The organism is Massilia sp. Dwa41.01b (genome assembly GCF_014171775.1).
Taxonomy (GTDB): Bacteria; Pseudomonadota; Gammaproteobacteria; order Burkholderiales; family Burkholderiaceae_D; genus Telluria.
In genome coordinates, this window is sequence record NZ_CP050454.1 from 1,335,802 (window position 1) to 1,353,845 (window position 18,044).

7 protein-coding genes and 2 pseudogenes are annotated in these 18,044 nt (G+C 66.4%); 7 read left to right on the forward strand and 2 right to left on the reverse strand.

All coding sequences use genetic code 11. The features are described 5' to 3' along the window. Window positions 1–231 precede the first annotated feature (231 nt). Window positions 232–2,724 (forward strand): TonB-dependent siderophore receptor, encoded by a 2,493-nt coding sequence (locus G4G28_RS06115; RefSeq protein WP_182991272.1) that lies wholly within the window; start codon window positions 232–234, stop codon window positions 2,722–2,724. Between the two features lie 133 nt (window positions 2,725–2,857). Continuing rightward, window positions 2,858–4,897, forward strand: a complete 2,040-nt coding sequence (locus G4G28_RS06120; protein WP_182991273.1) for a S9 family peptidase — start codon at window positions 2,858–2,860, stop codon at window positions 4,895–4,897. Between the two features lie 123 nt (window positions 4,898–5,020). On the opposite strand, the pseudogene glnE reads toward G4G28_RS06120, so the two are convergent. Next, window positions 5,021–7,738: pseudogene (gene glnE / locus G4G28_RS06125) on the reverse strand (bifunctional [glutamate--ammonia ligase]-adenylyl-L-tyrosine phosphorylase/[glutamate--ammonia-ligase] adenylyltransferase). A 178-nt stretch (window positions 7,739–7,916) separates the two neighbouring features. On the opposite strand from glnE, the gene G4G28_RS25310 reads away from it, so the two are divergent. The 5 genes and pseudogenes from G4G28_RS25310 to tldD all read left to right on the forward strand — a co-directional run bounded on the left by G4G28_RS25310 (window position 7,917) and on the right by tldD (window position 14,460). Next, a complete protein-coding gene (locus G4G28_RS25310; protein ID WP_229507906.1) occupies window positions 7,917–9,284 on the forward strand; it encodes a hypothetical protein in 1,368 nt (455 codons plus the stop codon). 74 nt (window positions 9,285–9,358) lie between these two features. Beyond that, window positions 9,359–9,862 (forward strand): hypothetical protein, encoded by a 504-nt coding sequence (locus tag G4G28_RS25315; RefSeq protein WP_229507907.1) that lies wholly within the window; start codon window positions 9,359–9,361, stop codon window positions 9,860–9,862. Further along, window positions 9,763–12,072, forward strand: coding sequence for a YhdP family protein (locus G4G28_RS25320; RefSeq protein ID WP_229507908.1), 2,310 nt, complete (start codon window positions 9,763–9,765; stop codon window positions 12,070–12,072). The genes G4G28_RS25315 and G4G28_RS25320 overlap by 100 nt, the downstream gene beginning before the upstream one ends. A 4-nt stretch (window positions 12,073–12,076) precedes the next feature. Next, window positions 12,077–12,872 (forward strand): annotated as a pseudogene (locus G4G28_RS06135) (carbon-nitrogen hydrolase family protein). A 127-nt stretch (window positions 12,873–12,999) separates the two neighbouring features. Beyond that, complete coding sequence (gene tldD / locus G4G28_RS06140; RefSeq protein WP_183108138.1) at window positions 13,000–14,460, forward strand: metalloprotease TldD; 1,461 nt, start codon at window positions 13,000–13,002, stop codon at window positions 14,458–14,460. Between the two features lie 317 nt (window positions 14,461–14,777). Here tldD and G4G28_RS06145 read toward each other — a convergent pair whose 3' ends face one another. Beyond that, window positions 14,778–17,459 carry a TonB-dependent receptor gene (locus tag G4G28_RS06145; RefSeq protein WP_183108139.1) on the reverse strand — a complete coding sequence of 894 codons (2,682 nt, stop codon included), beginning with the start codon at window positions 17,457–17,459 and terminating at the stop codon, window positions 14,778–14,780. Window positions 17,460–18,044: the final 585 nt, after the last annotated feature.

Genomic DNA, 18,044 nt, shown 5'->3' on the forward strand with positions numbered 1-18,044 from the left:
ACAGTACGAATGTGGGGTCTTCGGGCCTTGTAAATGGAATGTATCTGCTGGAGCGAGGAGATTGAGCAGGACGCAAGAAATTACTGGAGCCAAACCCGTCGCGTAGCAATGGCGGGTGAATCCGGGCGAAAGACCCTATCAACAAGGAGATCTATGTTTAAGAAGTCGCAAGTCTGCACGGCAATCGCTCTGGCGTTTGGCGGCAGCGTAGGCCTGATCGCCATGCCAGCAATGGCGCAAGAACAACTGCAAACGACCCCGCAGCCACAGGCGACCACGCCTGCAGCAGCACAGAAGGTCGAGCGCGTTGAAGTCACCGGTACCCGCATCAAGCGTGCGGACGCCGAAGGCGCCCTGCCAGTTACCGTGATTAAGCGCGAAGAACTGGAAGCCTCCGGTTCGACCACCGTCGCTGAATTCATGCGTACCTCGACCTTCTCGTCGGCTGGTAACTTCCGCCCGCAATCCGGTAGCTCGGCCCAGTCCTTCGCCGGCATCGACCTGCGCGGCCTCGGTTCGCAGCGTACCCTGGTCCTGCTGGACGGCCGTCGCCTGCCGAAGGCACCGAACGTCGGCGATTCCGCTGACCTGAACACCGTGCCGATGGCAGCGGTCGAGCGCATCGAGATCCTGACCGACGGCGCGTCGGCAGTCTACGGCTCGGATGCAATCGGCGGCGTGGTCAACATCATCACCCGCAAGGACTTCGAAGGCGTCGCTGGCGTCATCGGCTACACCAAGCCGGAAAACGAAGGCGGCGCACGTAAGGAAGCGTCGGTCCTGGTTGGCGTGAACGGCGAAAAAGGCCGCCTGATCATGGGCGCGTCGAAGACCGGCCGTGGCATGGTGTACACCAAGGACCGTCCATGGGGCCAGACCCGCGGCGTGACCTCGTACGGCAACAACTACGACGACGGCGAGAAGCTGACCTCGATCGGCAACCTGCGCGGTGACCCAAACCTGGGCTGTACCGACCCTAACTTCTACCTGGCAGCAAACGGCGCTTGCTCGTACAACTTCAACGCTGTTGCAGCGGACGAAGCGCAGATCGACAGCCAGGCCTTCTTCGCCCGCGGCGAGAGCCAGATCAGCGACAACTGGAAGTTCTACGCCAACGCGTCGACCACCAACACCACCAGCTTTGGCCGCTACGCGCCGACTCCGGCGGCGTTCACCATCGCTGCCAACACGCCGAACAACCCGACCGATGCGCCGATCGACGTGTACCACCGTACCGCCGCTGCCGGCAACCGCGACACCAACACCGACGCATGGCTGTCGAACGTCGCCGCTGGTTTCCAGGGCAAGCTGGCCAACAACATCGACCTCGATGTCGGCGCCGCCTACACCCGTTCGACCTACAAGGAACTGGGCCGCAACTACATCGTGCGTCCGATCCTGGAACAGTACGCCAACTCGGGCCTCTACGACCTGTACAACCCGAACGCGAACTCGCCGGAAGTGCTGGGCGCGATCAAGGCCACGGTCGGCCGCGACGGCCTGTTCAAGCAGACCGACGTCTATGCGATCGGCACCTTCTATGACCTGTTCCAACTGCCAGGCGGCGGCGTTTCGCTGCTGGCTTCGGTGGAAAGCCGCGAAGAAGTCTTCGCCGATATCTACGATTCGCTGTCGGAAGCCGGCGTGATCGAAGGTTCGGCTGGTAACTCGGCTTCGGGCAAGCGTCGCGTCAGCGGTGCCGCACTCGAAATGGTGTTCCCGATCACCAAGACGCTGGAAGCCAGCGCCGCTGGCCGCTTCGACAAGTACAGCGACTACGGCAACGATTTCTCGCCGAAAATCTCGCTGCGCTGGCAGCCAATGAAGAACCTGACCCTGCGTACCTCGTACGGCGAAGGCTTCCGCGCGCCAAGCCTGCCACAGCTGAACCAGAAGGAAACCTTCTCGGCTGAGTCGGTGTTCGATCCGGCAACCTGCCTCGCATTCGGTGGCGGCACCGGTGGCGGCCTGCCTGACGAAGACGACTGCAACATCGGCAAGACTGTCCAGGTGGACACCTACACCGGCGCCAACTCGGCACTGCAGTCGGAGCAGTCGAAGCAGTTCTCGATCGGTGCTGTCTGGGACGTCATCCCGGCAGTCAGCGTCAAGGTTGACTACGCCCGCATCGAAATCGACAACAAGCTGACCCTGATCGGCGCACAGGACCTGATCGACCGTTCGAACGGCACCGATCCACGTGCGATCCCGGCCGGCCTGGCAGTCGTGCGCAATGCACAAGGCCGCATCACCCGCATCCAGCAGGGCTATGCAAACGAAGGCACGCTGAAGGGCGAATACCTGGACGTGAGCGTCACTGGCCGTTGGAAGAACGCAATGGTCGGCAACTTCGACCACGAACTGCGTTATTCGAACACGCTGAGCTACGACGACGACGGCAGCGAGATGACCGGCACGCTGGGCCTGCCACGCTATCGCGCAACGCTGATGAACAACTGGAGGCGTGGTCCGTTCGGCGCGTCGTACAACATCAACGTGACCGGCAAGAACGCCGACAGCGCAACCCGTGCAGTCCCGACCTACGTGACGCATGACGTGCAGGCGACCTACACGATGCCTTGGAACACCAAGCTGATCGCTGGTGTGGTCAACGCGGGTGGCAAGATGCCAAAGCTGGTGTCGTATGACGGCCGTAACTTCAACTTCTACCTGTACGACGGCTACGGCCGCCAGGCATACGTGCGCCTCGAGCACAAGTTCTAAATCAACGTTTTCTAGTTGATTAGCAAAAGAGGGGGTCTCGTACCCCCTCTTTTTTTTGACTGATCGCAATGTGTGGAGTCGCGGAGCCGCCTAGGCTGCAAGCTATTTCCACTTGTAAAGGTTATTCGAATAAATGAACAAGAATTCTCCCCTGTTGGGTAAATTGGCCGCACTGCTGCTGGCAGCCGGCATTGGCCTGAACGCATCGGCCGCGGGCACTGCCGCTCCGGCGACGACCGGCACACCGCTGCCTGTGCAAGCCTTTTTCAAGAAGCCGGTGCTGGGCTCGCCCACGCTGTCGCCTTCCGGCAAGAAAATCGCGATGCTGGTGTCGAACGCAGAGGGCCGCATCGGCCTGGCCGTTGCCGACATCGCCACGCCGAACAAATTCAAGGGCGTCGCCCAGTTCCCGGACGCCGACATTCGCAGCGTCAGCTGGGTGAACGACGAACGCCTCGTCTTCGACCTGACCGACCGCCAGGCCGCGCTCGGGATGCAGCTCGGCAGCGGCCTGTACGCAGTCAATGCCGACGGCAGCGACTTCCTCTGGCTCATCGAGCGCACCGGCAACTACCGCGTCAGCGGCAATTCGCTGCGCCGCCCTCTGCCTGAGCGCTATGTCTTCATGGGAACGCTCAACGACGGCACGGACGACGTCATGGTCCAGCGCTACATCCCGACCGGCCAGGGCCACCCGGCGACGACCATGATGATGCGCCTGAACACGCGCACGATGGGCACGCGCAGCATTTTCAACGAGGCCGTGCCCGATGGTGTCCAGGCCTGGCTGCTCGACCGCGATAAGCAGCCGCGCGCCGTGGTCACGACCGACGGCAAGCGCAAGGGGGCCGTCCATTGGCGCGACCCGGGCACGCCTGGCTGGACCGAACTGTACCGCTTCGACCCGACCGAGGGCGAGGACGCGATCACCCCGGTGGCCATCGACCGCGACGGCCAGCTCTACGTACGCGCCCTGAACACCGAGGCGAAGGACGGAACGTCCGCGCTGTACCGCTATGACGTCAAGGCGCGCAAGCTGGAAGACAAGCCCATGCTCAGCCTGCCGGGCTTCGATTTCGCCGGCGGCATGCTGTTCGACGCCGGCAGCAAGGCCTTGCTGGGGGTGAGCTACATGCAGGAAGCCGAGGGCGTGACCTGGTTCGATCCGAAAATGCGTAGTCTGCAGGAAGCTGTCGACAAGCTGCTGCCGTCGACCAACAACGAGATTTCGTGCAGCCGCTGCGTAGAGGCACGCCATGTCATCGTGACCGCTTCCTCCGATATCCAGGCGCCTGTACATTTCCTGTTCGACAACCAAACCGGCAAGCTGCAGCTGCTGGGCGCGTCGCGTCCATGGCTGGATTCGGCAGCGATGGCCGGCACCCAGGACTTCCAGCGCGTCAAGACGCGTGACGGCTTCGACATTCCCGTGTACGTCACCAAGCCAAAAGGCAAGGGACCGTTCCCGACGGTCGTGATGGTGCACGGCGGCCCGTATGTGCGCGGTGTCGAGTGGGGCTTCAACCCGGCCAACCAGTTCCTCGCTTCGCGTGGCTACCTGGTGGTCGAGCCGGAATTCCGCGGCAGCACCGGCTATGGCAGCAAGCTGTTCAAGGCCGGCTGGAAGCAGTGGGGTCTGGCAATGCAGGACGACATCACCGATGCGACGCGCTGGGCTATCGCCCAGGGTCTCGCCGATCCGAAACGCGTCGCCATCGTCGGCGGTAGCTATGGCGGCTACGCGACGATGATGGGACTGGTGAAGGAACCGGAGCTGTACAAGGCGGGCGTGAACATCGTCGGTGTCACCGACATCGAACTGATGTACAGCATCGGCTGGAGCGACTTCATGGATGCCGACAATCCATGGGTGCGCTACGGCATGCCGCGCATGATCGGCGACCCGAGCAAGGACGCGGCACAGCTGGCGGCCACGTCCCCGCTGAAGCAGGCCGCACGCATCAAGCAGCCGGTGCTGATGGCCTACGGGGAAGAAGATTATCGCGTACCGCTGCCGCACGGCACCAAGATGCGCGATGCCCTCATCGCCGCCGGCAACAGGAATGTCGAGTGGGTGCAATACGCGGAAGAAGGCCACGGCTTCAACCTGGAGAAGAATAACGTCGACTTCTGGACCCGCGTCGAACGCTTCCTCGACAAGCACGTGAAATAAGGCATCGTACCGTTCCGCCGAGGGCGTGCCCGAGGTCGCGAACGGTCTATCGCCGAGGCAGGGCTCTGGCGGCCCGGTCGACTTGTCGGCCGGGCCGTTGTCCGTTCAGGGAAGCTGCCCGGCTCAGTGCGCGAAACAGGCTTCCCACAGGCGCACCACCTGCTGTGCGTGATGCGTGACCAGCCCGGCATCGACCCGCGCCTCGCGCCCCTGCAGGCGCGACTGGTGCTGCAGCTTGCGCATCGCGCGGTAGGCGTCGGCGCAGGCTGCCGCCAGGCCCGGGTCGATCAGGCCGAGTTCGCCGCTGCGGCGGAGCAGGGCGATGTTGCCGGCGTTGGCAGTCAGTTGCGGATGCTGGGCGGCGTGGCGCAGCACCGGTACTGGACGATGAACTCGATGTCGATCATCCCGCCCGTGTCCTGCTTCAGGTCGAACAAAACGGTGCGGTTCGGTGCAGCCTCGTGCATGCGCCGGCGCATCTTGACGACTTCCGCCTTCAGCGTATCGGCCTGCGCGCTCCTGTCGCGCCGCAGCACATCCTCGCGGATCGCCTCGAAGCGCGCGCCGATGGCCGCGTCGCCGGCGCAGAAGCGGGCGCGCGTCAGGGCCTGGTGTTCCCAGACCCAGGCCGACTGGTGCTGGTAGCGCTCGAACGCGGCCACCGAGCTCACCAGCATGCCGCTGGCGCCGTCCGGGCGCAGCGCGGTGTCGATGTCGAACAGGATCCCTGCCGGCGTGTGCGCCGTCATCCGTGATGATGAAGCGCTGGGCCAGCTTGGCGTAGTTCGAGGGCGCCATGTCGTCCTCGTCGTCGAACAGGAAGATCACGTCGAGGTCGGACACGTAGCCCAGCTCCTTGCCGCCGAGCTTGCCATAGGCGATGACGGCGAAGCGCGGCACTTCGCGGTGGCGCGTGGCCACCGTTTGCCAGGCCCAGCGCAGGGTCGCGGCCACCACCACGTCGGCCAGCGCCGACAGGTGGTCGGCCAGGCGCTCGACCGACAGTTCGCCGGCCAGGTCCAGCGCCAGCAGCCGGAACAGCTGGGCATGATGGGTTTCGCGCAGGATGTCGAGCTGGCGTTCGGTGTCACCCAGCGCCTCGCCGAGGCTGGCGTCGAGCCTGGCTGCCAGCTCGGCCATGTCGTCGATGCCGCCGCGGTCGTCCAGCAGTTCGTCGAGCAGGATCGGGTGCTGGGTCAGGAAGGTGGCCGCCCAGCCGCTCGCGTGCATCATGCGGATCACGCGTTCGAGGGTGTGCGGGTATTCGGTCAGCAGCGACAGGTAGGCCGAACGGCGCGCAATCGCTTCCGGGAAGTCGAGCAGGCGTCCCGGGTGGCATTGGCGCTGCCGACGCCGGCCTCGCGCACGATGGCCGCCACCTGCGGCAGCGCCAGGTTGACCAGGGGCCAGCAGGCGCGTGCGGCTGGCGTCGGGCAGGCCCTGCAGGCGGGGGCGTTCCAGGTGGCCGCCAGGCGCCGGGCCGCGCCCGCCGGGTCGTCGTAGCCTAGCGTGGCCACGTGGGCTTCGATGGCGGCGATCGCCTCGGGGTCGCCGCCGATCGCGTCCAGCTCCGCGCGCTCTTCGCTGGCCGGCGCCGTCTTGTCGGCGAACATCTCGTCGAAGTGCAGGGCAACGAAGGCGCGCTGCTCCTCGATGCGCTCGAGCAGCGCCGGCACATCCGCCAGTCCCATCATCCGCGCCACGACCAGGCGGTCGGCCTCCAGCGCCGGCAGGGGTATGGGTCTGGGCATCCTCCAGGTATTGCAGGCGGTGCTCCAGGTTGCGCAGGAACGCGTAGGCCTGCAGGAGGCGTTCGACGATGTCGGGGGCGATCAAGCCACGCTCGCCCAGGAGGCGCAGCGTCTGGCGCGTGGACCGCTCGCGCAGGGCCGGATCGCGTCCGCCGCGGATCAGCTGGAATACCTGCGCCAAGAATTCGATCTCGCGGATGCCGCCGCGGCCCAGCTTGACGTTGTTGCTGCGCTCCGGGTGCAGCCGCTCCTGGCGTTTCACTTCGGCGCGGATCTGGGCGTGCATGTTGCGCAGCGCGTCGATCACGCCGAAATCAAGGTAGCGCCGGAAGACGAAGGGGCGGACGATGGCGTCGAGCGCGGCGATGTCTTCCTCCATCCCGGTGACGGCGCGCGCCTTGACCCAGGCATAGCGTTCCCACTCGCGGCCCTGGACGATCAGGTATTCCTCGACCATGTTGAGGCTCGCCGCCAGCGGTCCGGAATTGCCGTTCGGGCGCAGTGCCATGTCGACCCGGAAGGTGAAGCCATCTTCGGTGATCTCCGACAGTGCACCGATCAGGCGGCGTCCGAGGCGGACGAAAAACTCGTGGTTCGACAGCTGGCGCTGCCCGGGCCCGGCTGCCGTCTCGCCGTCTTCCGGGTAGACGAAGATCAGGTCGATGTCGGACGAGACATTGAGTTCGCCACCGCCCTGCTTGCCCATCGCCAGCACCATCATTTCCTGCGGACGGCCCGATTCGGCGCCGACCGGCATGCCGTGGGCGCCGACCAGTTCGGCCATCAGGTCGGCCAGGTGGGTGCGGATGGCGAAGTCGGCCAGGCCGGTCATGGCGCTGACGACTTCATCGAGGTCGGCGAGTCCCCCCAGGTCGCGCTCGATAATGGCGGCAAGCAACAGATTGCGCAGGCGCCGCATGGCGCGCGGCAGGGGCAGGCCGCTTGCCAGCTCGTGCTCCAACAACGCGCCGAAATCCGGGCAAGCCAGCGATAATCGGGCCAGGTCGGCGACACGTTCGGCACGTCCGGGTGCGGCGGCGATCCAGCGTTGGTAGAAGCGCGACGCGCCAGGGAGGCAAGGGGGTGTCATCGAGGAGCCATCGGGTCGTTCCAGCACAGGGATAAAAGCGGGTCCGGCCAGGCCGCTTGCGGTAGAATTGCCCGCCGTGCCTCCGGTCAGCACGATGGTAAGGTAGACGCCGCATTCCTAGCAAGCGCTCCTCTTTCAAAGAATTACATTTACGGCGAGCCTTTTTATTAGCACCTTGATGCACAATCCGGAACCGCAGGCGAGCGCAGCGCACGTGCCGCTGGCCGAGCGCTGGCGGCGCCTGCGCGCCGCCTACCGCTACGCAAACCTCGCTTCGCACCACGTACTCGGATTCACCGTCAAGCTGGCGCTGCTCGTGTATTTCGGTTTCGGCCTGCTGTTCCTGGCACTGCGCTACGCCATTCTCCCGAATATCGACCTGTACAAGGACGACATCGAACGCGCCGCCAGCCGTGCGCTGGGCAACCAGGTCGCGATCGCCCGCATCTATGCATCCTGGAGCGGCCTGAATCCTTCGCTGTTCCTGGGCGACGTCACCCTGACCGACAAGGCCGGCCGCAGGCTGCTGGCGCTGCCCTCGGTGTCGGCGACGTTCTCCTGGTGGAGCGTGGTCGCGGCCGAACCGCGCTTCGAGACGCTCGAGCTGATCCGCCCCCAGCTGGACGTGCGGCGCGGCCCCGATGGCGCCCTGCACGTGGCCGGCATGCGCATCGACACGAAGGAAGACAAGGGCGGACCGGGCGGCGACTGGGTGTTCCGCCAGCGCGAGATCGTCATTCGCGAAGGGCGCATCGACTGGACCGACGGCCTGCGCGCCGCGCCGCCGCTAGCCCTGCGCGACGTCACCCCGGTGCTGCAGAACCGCTGGACCACGCACCGCTTCGCCCTGAAGGCGACGCCCCCAAGCGCGCTGGCGCAGCCGCTGGACGTGCGCGCGCGCTTCGCCCATCCGCGCTTCGGCGGGCGCGTCTCCGACATGTCGCGTTGGAAGGGCGAACTGTATGCCGACCTGCGCGCGGCCGACCTGGCGGCCTGGAAGCAATACCTCGACTATCCCTTCCAGCTGAGCCAGGGACGCGGTTCGCTGCGCACCTGGATCACGCTCGACAACGCGCCCTGGCCGGCTTTACCGCCGACCTGGCACTGGCCGACGTCGCCGCCCGCGTCAAGCCCGACCTGCCGCCGCTGGCGCTGGCACGCGTGTCGGGCCGCCTGTCGGCCAGCGAAGCCCCCCGGTGCCGGGCGTGGCCGACGGCAAGCCCACTTTCGGCGCCAACGGCCATACCATCAGCCTGGACAATTTCCGCGTCGTCACAGGCGACGGCCGTGCGCTGCCGCCGGCCACCCTGACCGAAGTCTTCACGCCGGCGCGCGGGGCAAGCCGCAGCGGGTGCAGGTGCAGGCACGCCAGGTCGACCTGGCCGCGCTGGCGGAACTGGCGGCGCAGTTGCCGCTGTCGGCGCTGCAGCGGCGCGCCCTGGCCGACTTCGCGCCGCGCGGCCAGCTGCTCGATTTTTCCGCTTCCCGGGATGGCCAGTACCCGCGCCTGGCGGGCTATCGCGTCAGGGCCGCGTTGCCGGCCTGAGCCTGCAGCCGCAGGCGGCGCGTCCGGCCGTCGCCGCGACCCCGGGGACGCCGGCACAGGCGGCCTTCCCGGCCTTGCCCGGCTTTAGCAACCTGTCGGGCGCCATCGACGCCACCGACGCCGGCGGCAGCATCACGCTCGATTCAAGCGCGCTGGCCCTGCACCTGCCGGCCTGGTTCGCCGACCCGACCCTGCCGCTCGACCACCTCGGGCTGCAGGCGCGCTGGCGCTACCAGCCCGGCCGCCAGTTGCTGGTCGAGCTCGACAAGCTCGAATTCGTCCGGGGCAAGCTGCACGGCAGCCTGTCGGGTAATCACCAACTGCCGCTCGAGCCCGGGCACGGTCCGGGCGTGGCCGACTTCGAAGGCACGCTCGGCGGCTTCCAGATCGCCCAGGTCGGGCGCTACCTGCCGCTGGTCACGCCGGAAGGCTTGCGCGGCTGGCTGTCGGCGGCGCTGCAGGGGGCACCCTCGACGACGTGCGCCTGCGCCTGCGCGGCGACCTGTCGCGCTTCCCCTTCCGTGCAGACAACCCGGCCGAACGCGGGCGCGGCGAATTCCGCGTGGCCGGCCGCCTGAACAATGCGGTGCTGGAATACGCGCCGGGGCACCGTACGCCTGAGAACAAGGTGCTGTGGCCGCTGGCCGAAGCGATCAACGGCAGCATCGTGTTCGAGCGCGACCGCATGGAAATCCGCGGCGAGACGCTGCGCACGCTCGGCCTGAACCTGTCGAACGTGCGCGCGACGCTGCCCAGGCTCGGCACGCACGACATGGTGCTCGACATCGACGGCGAGGCAGCCGGCCCGCTGCAGGAATTCCTCGGCTACGTCGCGGCCAGCCCGGTGCTGGGCTGGATCGGCCACTTCACCGAGGATGCGCGCGGCAGCGGCGACGCCCGCCTCGGGCTGAAACTGCAGATGCCGCTGGCGAACCTGCGCGAAACCAAAGTGCAGGGCGGCTTGCAGCTGCAGAACAACGACGTGAGCCTGTTTCCCGACCTGCCGCCGCTGCAAGCGGCCCTCGGCAAGGTCGAGTTCAACGAGCGCGGCGTCAACCTGAACGGGGTCGCTGCCAATTTCCTCGGCGGGCCGCTGGCGCTGTCGGGCGGCACCCAGAAAGACGGTGCGATCGCGATCCGGCTTGCCGGCACCTTCTCGAGCGAAGGCATGCGCCGTACCGCACCGGCACCGGCAATGGCGCGCCTGGCGGGCAAGCTGTCGGGCAGCACCCGTTATGCCGGCCTGATCGGTTATCGCGACCACCAGCTGAACGTCACGCTCGATTCGACCCTGGCCGGACTCGGCCTGGAATTCCCGGCGCCGCTCAACAAGCCGCAGGGCGACAGCTTGCCGCTGCACTTCGTCCTGAACGGCGCGCCGACGGTCGACGGCGTCGGGCGCGACGAATTGCGCTTGACGCTGGGCAATTCGGTCGCGGCGCGCTACCTGCGCAGCCGCCAGCCGCGCGGTGCCTGGACGGTCGAACGCGGCGGCATCGGGGTCAACGTGCCGGCGCCCGAGCCGGACGACGGCATGATGATCAACGTCGACATGAAGTCGGTGAACGTCGATGCCTGGCTGGCGGCCGGGCGGGCGATCGCCGGCGACGAGCACGAAGGTGCTGCCGCGGGCTCGAGCCCCGGGCCGAACTTCGCCCAGTACGTGGTGCCGACGACGATCGCGGCGCGCGCGACCGAACTCTTCGTGGGCGAACGCCGCATGGCCGACGTGGTCGTCGGCGCCAGCCACCGCGGCAATACCTGGCAGGCGAACCTGCAATCGCGCCAGGCCTCGGGCCACATCGCCTGGAGCGAAGGGCAGGGACAGGGCGTCGGCAAGGTCACCGCGCGCCTGGCCTCGCTCGTGATTCCGGAATCGCAGGCCGCCGAAGTCAAAGACCTGCTCGAATCGAACAAGGGTGCCAGTGCCTCCATTCCGGCGCTCGACATCGTTGCCGAACGCTTCGAGCTGTTCAACAAGCAGTTCGGCCGCCTCGACCTGCAAGCGAGCAACGTGCAAGCGCTGGCCGGCAAGGAGTGGCGCATCGACCGCCTGTCGCTCACGAATCCCGACGGCCAGCTGAAGGCGACCGGACGCTGGCTGACCAAGGACGGCAAGAGCAATACCGGCATGAACTTTACGCTCGACATCCTTGACGCCGGACGCCTGCTCGACCGCCTGGGCTTTCCCGATACTTTGCGCCGTGGCAAGGGCAAGCTCTCGGGCGATCTGTCCTGGAACGGCCTGCCGTATGCGCTCGACATCCCGACGCTGTCGGGCCAGATCGAACTGAACGTCGGGGGCGGCCAGTTCCTGAAAAAAGACCCGGGCGCGGCCAAGCTGCTCGGCGTGCTCAGCCTGCAGATGCTGCCGCGCCTCCTCAAGCTCGACTTCCATGACGTGTTTTCCGAAGGGCTGGCTTTCGATGGCATCAGCGCCAATGCCATGGTCAACCGCGGCGTGGTCAAGACCGACAACCTCAAGATGCATGGCGTGGCCGCCACGGTACTGATGGCAGGCACGGCCGACATCGCCAACGAATCGACCAACCTGCGCGTGGTGGTGATTCCCGAGTTCAACCTCGGCACCGGGCCGCTGGTCTACGGGCTGGCCGTCAACCCCGTCATCGGCCTCGGCTCTTACCTGGCCCAGCTGTTCCTGCGGGCACCGGTGATGAAGGCGCTGACCTACCAGATGCAGATTACGGGACCGTGGAAATCGCCTACCATTACCAAACTCGACAACCCGCCGGACGCCCCCGTGCCGGCCAAAGCGAACAAGGAGTGACCCGATGACCCGCGTAGCTGCGATCCAGATGGTGTCCACCCCGAGGTGGACGGAAACCTCGCCACCGCGCGCCGCCTGGTCGGCGAAGCGGCCGCCGCCGGCGCGACGCTGGTGGCCTTGCCGGAATACTGGCCGATCATGGGCATGCAGGATCTTGATAAGGTCGGCCATGCCGAGCAGCTTGGCAGCGGTCCGATCCAGGACTGCATGGCTGCGCTGGCCCGCGAGCACGGCATCTGGCTAATTGGCGGCACGCTGCCCCTGGTGTCCGGCGAGCCGGGCCGCGTGCTCAACACGACACTGGTGTACGACCCGCAAGGCGCGCTCGTCACGCGCTACGACAAGATTCACCTGTTCGGCTTCAACAAGGGCGAGGAATCCTACGACGAGGCGCGCACCATCGTACCGGGTACGTCGGTCGGCGTTGTCGACGCGCCATTCGGCCGCGTCGGCCTGTCGGTGTGCTACGACCTGCGCTTCCCCGAACTCTACCGGGCAATGGGCGAGTGCGCGCTGATCGTGGTGCCCGCCGCCTTTACCCACACCACCGGCCGCGCCCACTGGGAAGTCCTGCTGCGTGCGCGCCCATCGAGAACCAGTGCTACGTGCTGGCTGCGGCCCGGGGCGGCGTGCACGCCAATGGCCGCCGCACTTTCGGGCACAGCATGCTGGTCGACCCACGGGGCGAGGTGCAGGCCGTGCTGCCGGAAGGCGAGGGCGTGGTCACGGGCCAGCTCGACGCGGCTTATCTCGCCGGCGTCCGCGAGAGCCTGCCGGCCTTGCGTCATCGGAAGATGTAAATCGGCAACGAGAGTGCGGCCTGCGGATGGCCGATTTCGCGGGCACTCCCGTGTCCGCCTTCCGGGGGCGATGCGATCCGGACGGATATGGCACAATGCCCGCATCCACACGAGACACGAACGCAAAATGACTCCATTCGAACCCAACCTTTCTTCCCTGGCCGTCGCCCGTGACGTGCTGTTGACGCCGTTCGGCCTTGACGAAGGCAAGTTGCTGCGCACGCTGGGAACGATGTTCACCCACAAGGTCGACTATGCCGACCTGTACTTCCAGTTCACCAAGAGCGAAGGCTGGAGCCTGGAAGAGGGCATCGTCAAGACCGGGAGCTTCTCGATCGACCAGGGTGTGGGCGTGCGCGCCATCTCCGGGGAGAAGACGGCATTTGCGTATTCGGACGAGATTTCCGAGATCGCCCTGCTCGACGCGGCCGCGACCACGCGCACGATCGCGCGCGCTGGCAGCGGCCGCGTGAAGGTGGCGGCGAGCACCACGCCCACCGGCGGACGTTCGCTCTACCTGCCGAACGATCCGCTTGCCTCGCTCGACGCCACCGCCAAGGTGCGCCTGCTCGAGCGCGTGGAAAAGATAGCACGTGCCAAGGACCCGCGCGTGGTGCAGGTGATGGCGGGCCTGGCCGGCGAATACGACGTGGTGCTCGTGGTGCGCAGCGACGGCGTACTGGCGGCCGACATCCGCCCGCTGGTGCGCGTCTCGGTGACCGTCATTGCCGAACAGAACGGACGCCGCGAGACCGGTTCCTCGGGCGGCGGCGGACGCTACGACTACGGCTACTTCAGCGACGAGCTGCTCGAGCGTTATGCCGAGGAAGCCGTCAAGTCGGCCGTCGTCAATCTGGACGCCCGTCCGGCCCCGGCCGGTCCGATGACCATCGTGCTCGGACCTGGCTGGCCCGGCGTGCTGCTGCATGAAGCCGTCGGCCATGGCCTGGAGGGCGACTTCAACCGCAAGGGCTCGTCGGCCTATGCCGGCATGATCGGCCAGCGCGTCGCTGCCAAGGGCGTCACCGTGGTCGACGATGGCACCCTGCAGGACCGCCGCGGTTCGCTCAACATGGACGACGAGGGCAATCCTACCCAGTGCACGACGCTGATCGAAGACGGCATCCTGAAGGGCTATATCCAGGACACGATGAATGCGCGCCTGATGAAGATGCCGGTGACGGGCAACGCCCGCCGCGAATCGTTCGCCCACCTGCCGATGCCGCGCATGACGAATACCTACATGCTGGCCGGCGACAAGGACCCGGCGGAAATCCTGGCATCGGTGAAGAACGGGCTGTACGCGGTCAATTTCGGCGGCGGCCAGGTCGACATCACCAACGGCAAGTTCGTGTTCTCGGCCAGCGAAGCCTACATGATCGAGGACGGCAAGATCACCTATCCGGTGAAGGGCGCGACCCTGATCGGCAATGGCCCGGAGGTGATGAACCGCATCTCGATGATCGGCAACGACATGGCGCTCGACTCGGGTGTCGGCGTGTGCGGCAAGGAAGGCCAGAGCGTGCCGGTGGGCGTCGGCCAGCCGACCCTGCGTATCGATGGGGTGACGGTGGGCGGGACGGCCTGAGCTTTTGCCCTTGTCGCGTTGATGACATGCCCGGCATTGCCGGGCATTTTTTTTGCCTGTCCTCGGTAGGGTGGGCGCCCCGAGCCCACGCGCAAGCCTGCACCTGTTAACTCGTTTGAACGCGCAGCGTCGATGCAGCCGCTGGCGGTTACCATTGCGTGCCCGCCTACGCATCGTTCCGCGTGGGCAGTTGAGATGGTCGGGGGACGATCTCAACAAAGTGCCCACCCTACGGCGGTGCGCCCGACGATCTTCAGTTCCGCAAGATACCGACAGCCTGTTGAACGCGTGGGCGGGGGACCCGCCCACCCTACGTCTCAGAACTTGTAGGTCAGGCGCGCATACACTGTCCTCCCCAGTGGATCCGTGTAGCGCGGATCGTAGCCGAGCTGGAAATTCGTCACCTGGTTGGTGAACGGCGGCTCCTCGTCGAACAGGTTCTTGATGCCGGCCGTCAGCTCGAACTGCTTGTTGCCCGTGAAAGTCGTCGACAGCGCCCAGGTCGAGTAGTGCCCGACATTGTTGGCGAACTCGGGCGCGACGGCCGTGTTCTGGTCCTGGTAGTGCGACATGTAGCGGTTCGAGAGGTTGAAGGTGTAGTCGCCCCGGACGAGCGTTACGAGCAGGTTGTGGCGCCAGCGGAACACGGGCGTGGCGTCGGCATAGCGTCCGGCGTTCTCGGTGTAAGGACCGCCGCGCTCGTTCTGGTAGTCGTACTTGTTGACGTAGGTGCCGTCGATCGAGAGGCTGAGGTTGCCGATCGGGCTGCGCGGCAGCCGGTACAGCAGCGACAGGTCGAGCCCGCGCGTGCGCACTTCCCCGAGGTTGCTGGTGATATCGAGCACGTAGTTCAGGCGCGTGCCGCTGGCGTCGTAGACGAACAGGTTCTGGTATTTCGGAAAGTTGCCGAAAATGGTCTGTTCCGCCAGCGCGCTGATCTGGTCCTTCAGGCGGATGTTCCAGTAGTCGGCCGATAGCGTCAGCGAGGGAATCGGTTCCAGCACGATCCCGGCACTCCAGGTGCGCGACCGTTCCGGCTGCAGGTTGGGATTGCCGCCGCCGCGGATGTTCTGCTGCTGCTCGCAGACGATGTTCGGATTGGCGCCGGGTATCGGCGTGCCGCCGGGACACAGTACCGGATCGTTGTAGGTGTCCGAACTGTTGGTGGTCGTCTGCGGGCCGAACAGGTCGAACAGGGTGGGGGCCCGGAAGCCCTTGTTGAACGAACTGCGCACCAGCAGTTGGCGGGTCGGCTGGTAACGCAGGGACACTTTCGGATTGAAGCTGCCGCCGACGTCGCTGTAGTGGTCGTAACGTGCGGCGAAGTTCAGTTCCAGGTCGCGGATGACGGGCACGTTCAGTTCGCTGAACAGGGCGCCGATGCTGCGCTGGCCCGACTGGTCCTGGGCATCGGCCGAGCCCGAGCTCGAGGCTTGCGAGGCCAGTGCCCGGTTGACGAAGTACTTGGCGCGGTCGCGGCGGAACTCGGCACCGATGGCGAATCCGAGCGGACCGCCCGGAAGGGTCATCAGGTCGCGGCTGGCGCGGGCGTCGACGGCGCTGCTGTTGATGCGCGCGTGCAGGTATTCGCCCAGCAGCAGCGAGTTTTGCAGGTAGTCCGCGCCCGCAGCGCTTTGCGGCCCGAACGGGTTCAGGATGCCGGCGGCCACACCTTCGATGACGCGCTGGTCGATCACGTAGCCGCCATCGAAAATGCTGCGCGCCCGGCCCAGCGAGTGCGAGATCGAGGCGTTGTAGTCCCAGCCGGCGAGTGTCCCTTCCAGGCTGGCGAGCAGGCGCGCGGTGCTGCTGCTGTCCTTGTTGAGCCGGCCGCCGGTTTCGGTGGGACGCCAGCTGATGTCGAGGTTTTCGCCCGTCAGACCCGGGAAGGCAGGGACAATGCCGTTGCCCGGATAATAGGGACTGGCCGACGTCATGGTGACGCCGATGTTCGACAGCGGTGGTGGCGCCACCCGTGCCTCGTTGGTGCTGCGGCCCCAGACGAATTCCAGGCTGGCAAGGTGGTTCGGCGTGAGCTGCCGGTTGATCCTGCCCATGGCGCTGTACTGGCGCGTTTCCGGGATGTTGTCGACGTACTGGGTGTAGTCGAATTCGCAGACCGGTTCGTCGGTGGCGGGCGCGGTGTCCGAGCGGGTCCGCGATGCCGCACCCGGCGGCTGGCAAGCGCTGGCAAAATATGGGTTGCCGGCAATGCCGAGGTCGGAAAAGAAGTTCGCCGGGAAGGTGGTGCGGCTGATTTCGTTCATGCCACGTTCCGGACGCACGCCGGTCCGCGAAAAGCTGCGGTCGGTCGCGCGCAGGGCGCTTTGCTGGTGGTAGTCGAGCACGCCGAACATGCTGTAGCCATCCCGGTTCAGGTCGCCCCAGCCGCCGGACAGATTGATGCGCTGTTCGTTGCCGCCGCCGCGGCGCAGCGGCTCGTAGCCTTCCACCGTGAGGGCACTCCCCTTGACCGTGCGCTTGGTGATGAAGTTGATCACGCCGCCGATGGCGTCGGTACCGTAGATGGCCGAGGCGCCGTCGCGCAAGACCTCGACGCGCTCGAGCGCGGCGATCGGGATGATGTTCAGGTCGACGGTGTCGGCGAAATACGGGTGGTTCGCGAGGCGCCGGCCATTGAGCAGCACCAGGGTCTTGTCGCCACCCAGGCCGCGCAGGTCGGCCACGGCGCGCCCGCCGGTGCCGGCGCCGACGGATGAGGAGCCGACGGTCGAGGTCTGATTCATCGGGATGGTATTGAGCACGTCCTGTGCGGTCGTCAGGCCCTGCTTGGCGAAGTCCGCCGCACGGATGGTCGTGATGGGCAGCGAGGTTTCGGCCGCGATCCGCTTGATCGAGGAACCCGTCACTTCGACGCGCTGGATCGGCTGGTCGCCAGCCATTTCCTGTGCCATGGCGAACGGGCCCGCAAGCAGGCTCAGGCCAGCCGCCGCGCCGAACAGCCGGCGCAGGGAACGGGACAAGATGGTTTCATTCATTTCCGGCTCCTGGTATCGGTTATGTGTGCTTGCCTTGATCGGTAATGCGTGCTTTCCTTGTGCCCGCTCGCCATGGTCGTGCGCGGAGTGACCAACGACAGAGACGTGCATCGGCGCTGCGGGTGACGAAACGAGTCTTGCATCGCGACCCATGATTCGGGTGACTTCACACAAAAAAGAGCGGGTTTTGTCGAAGCAGTGCGGCGCGACAGGCGATGCATGGGGGAAGACGTCACATGCGCGCCACAAATCCTTGTGGGCCTGAGGCAGGTGGGTGACCGGGAGCGCGGCAGTAGGTCCGGCATTGCCGCTGCCGGCGCTTCGCCCGGCGCAACGATGACGTGGGCGGCAACTGCGTACCGCGGCGGCTGACCGTCGCCCGCAGCGACGGCCGCGACCCGCCGCCCGCCGCAGCAGCCCATTACCGCAGTCGCAGCCACCACAGGGGCCCACCACTGCGGCCCACCACAGAGGTCCACCACTGGGGCTTACCACCGCGGCCCCGACTTCGGCCCGGCTTCTGGCCGGACTTCGGGCCCGACTTCGGCCCGCCACCATGGCCCACCACCGCGACCGATCATCGCG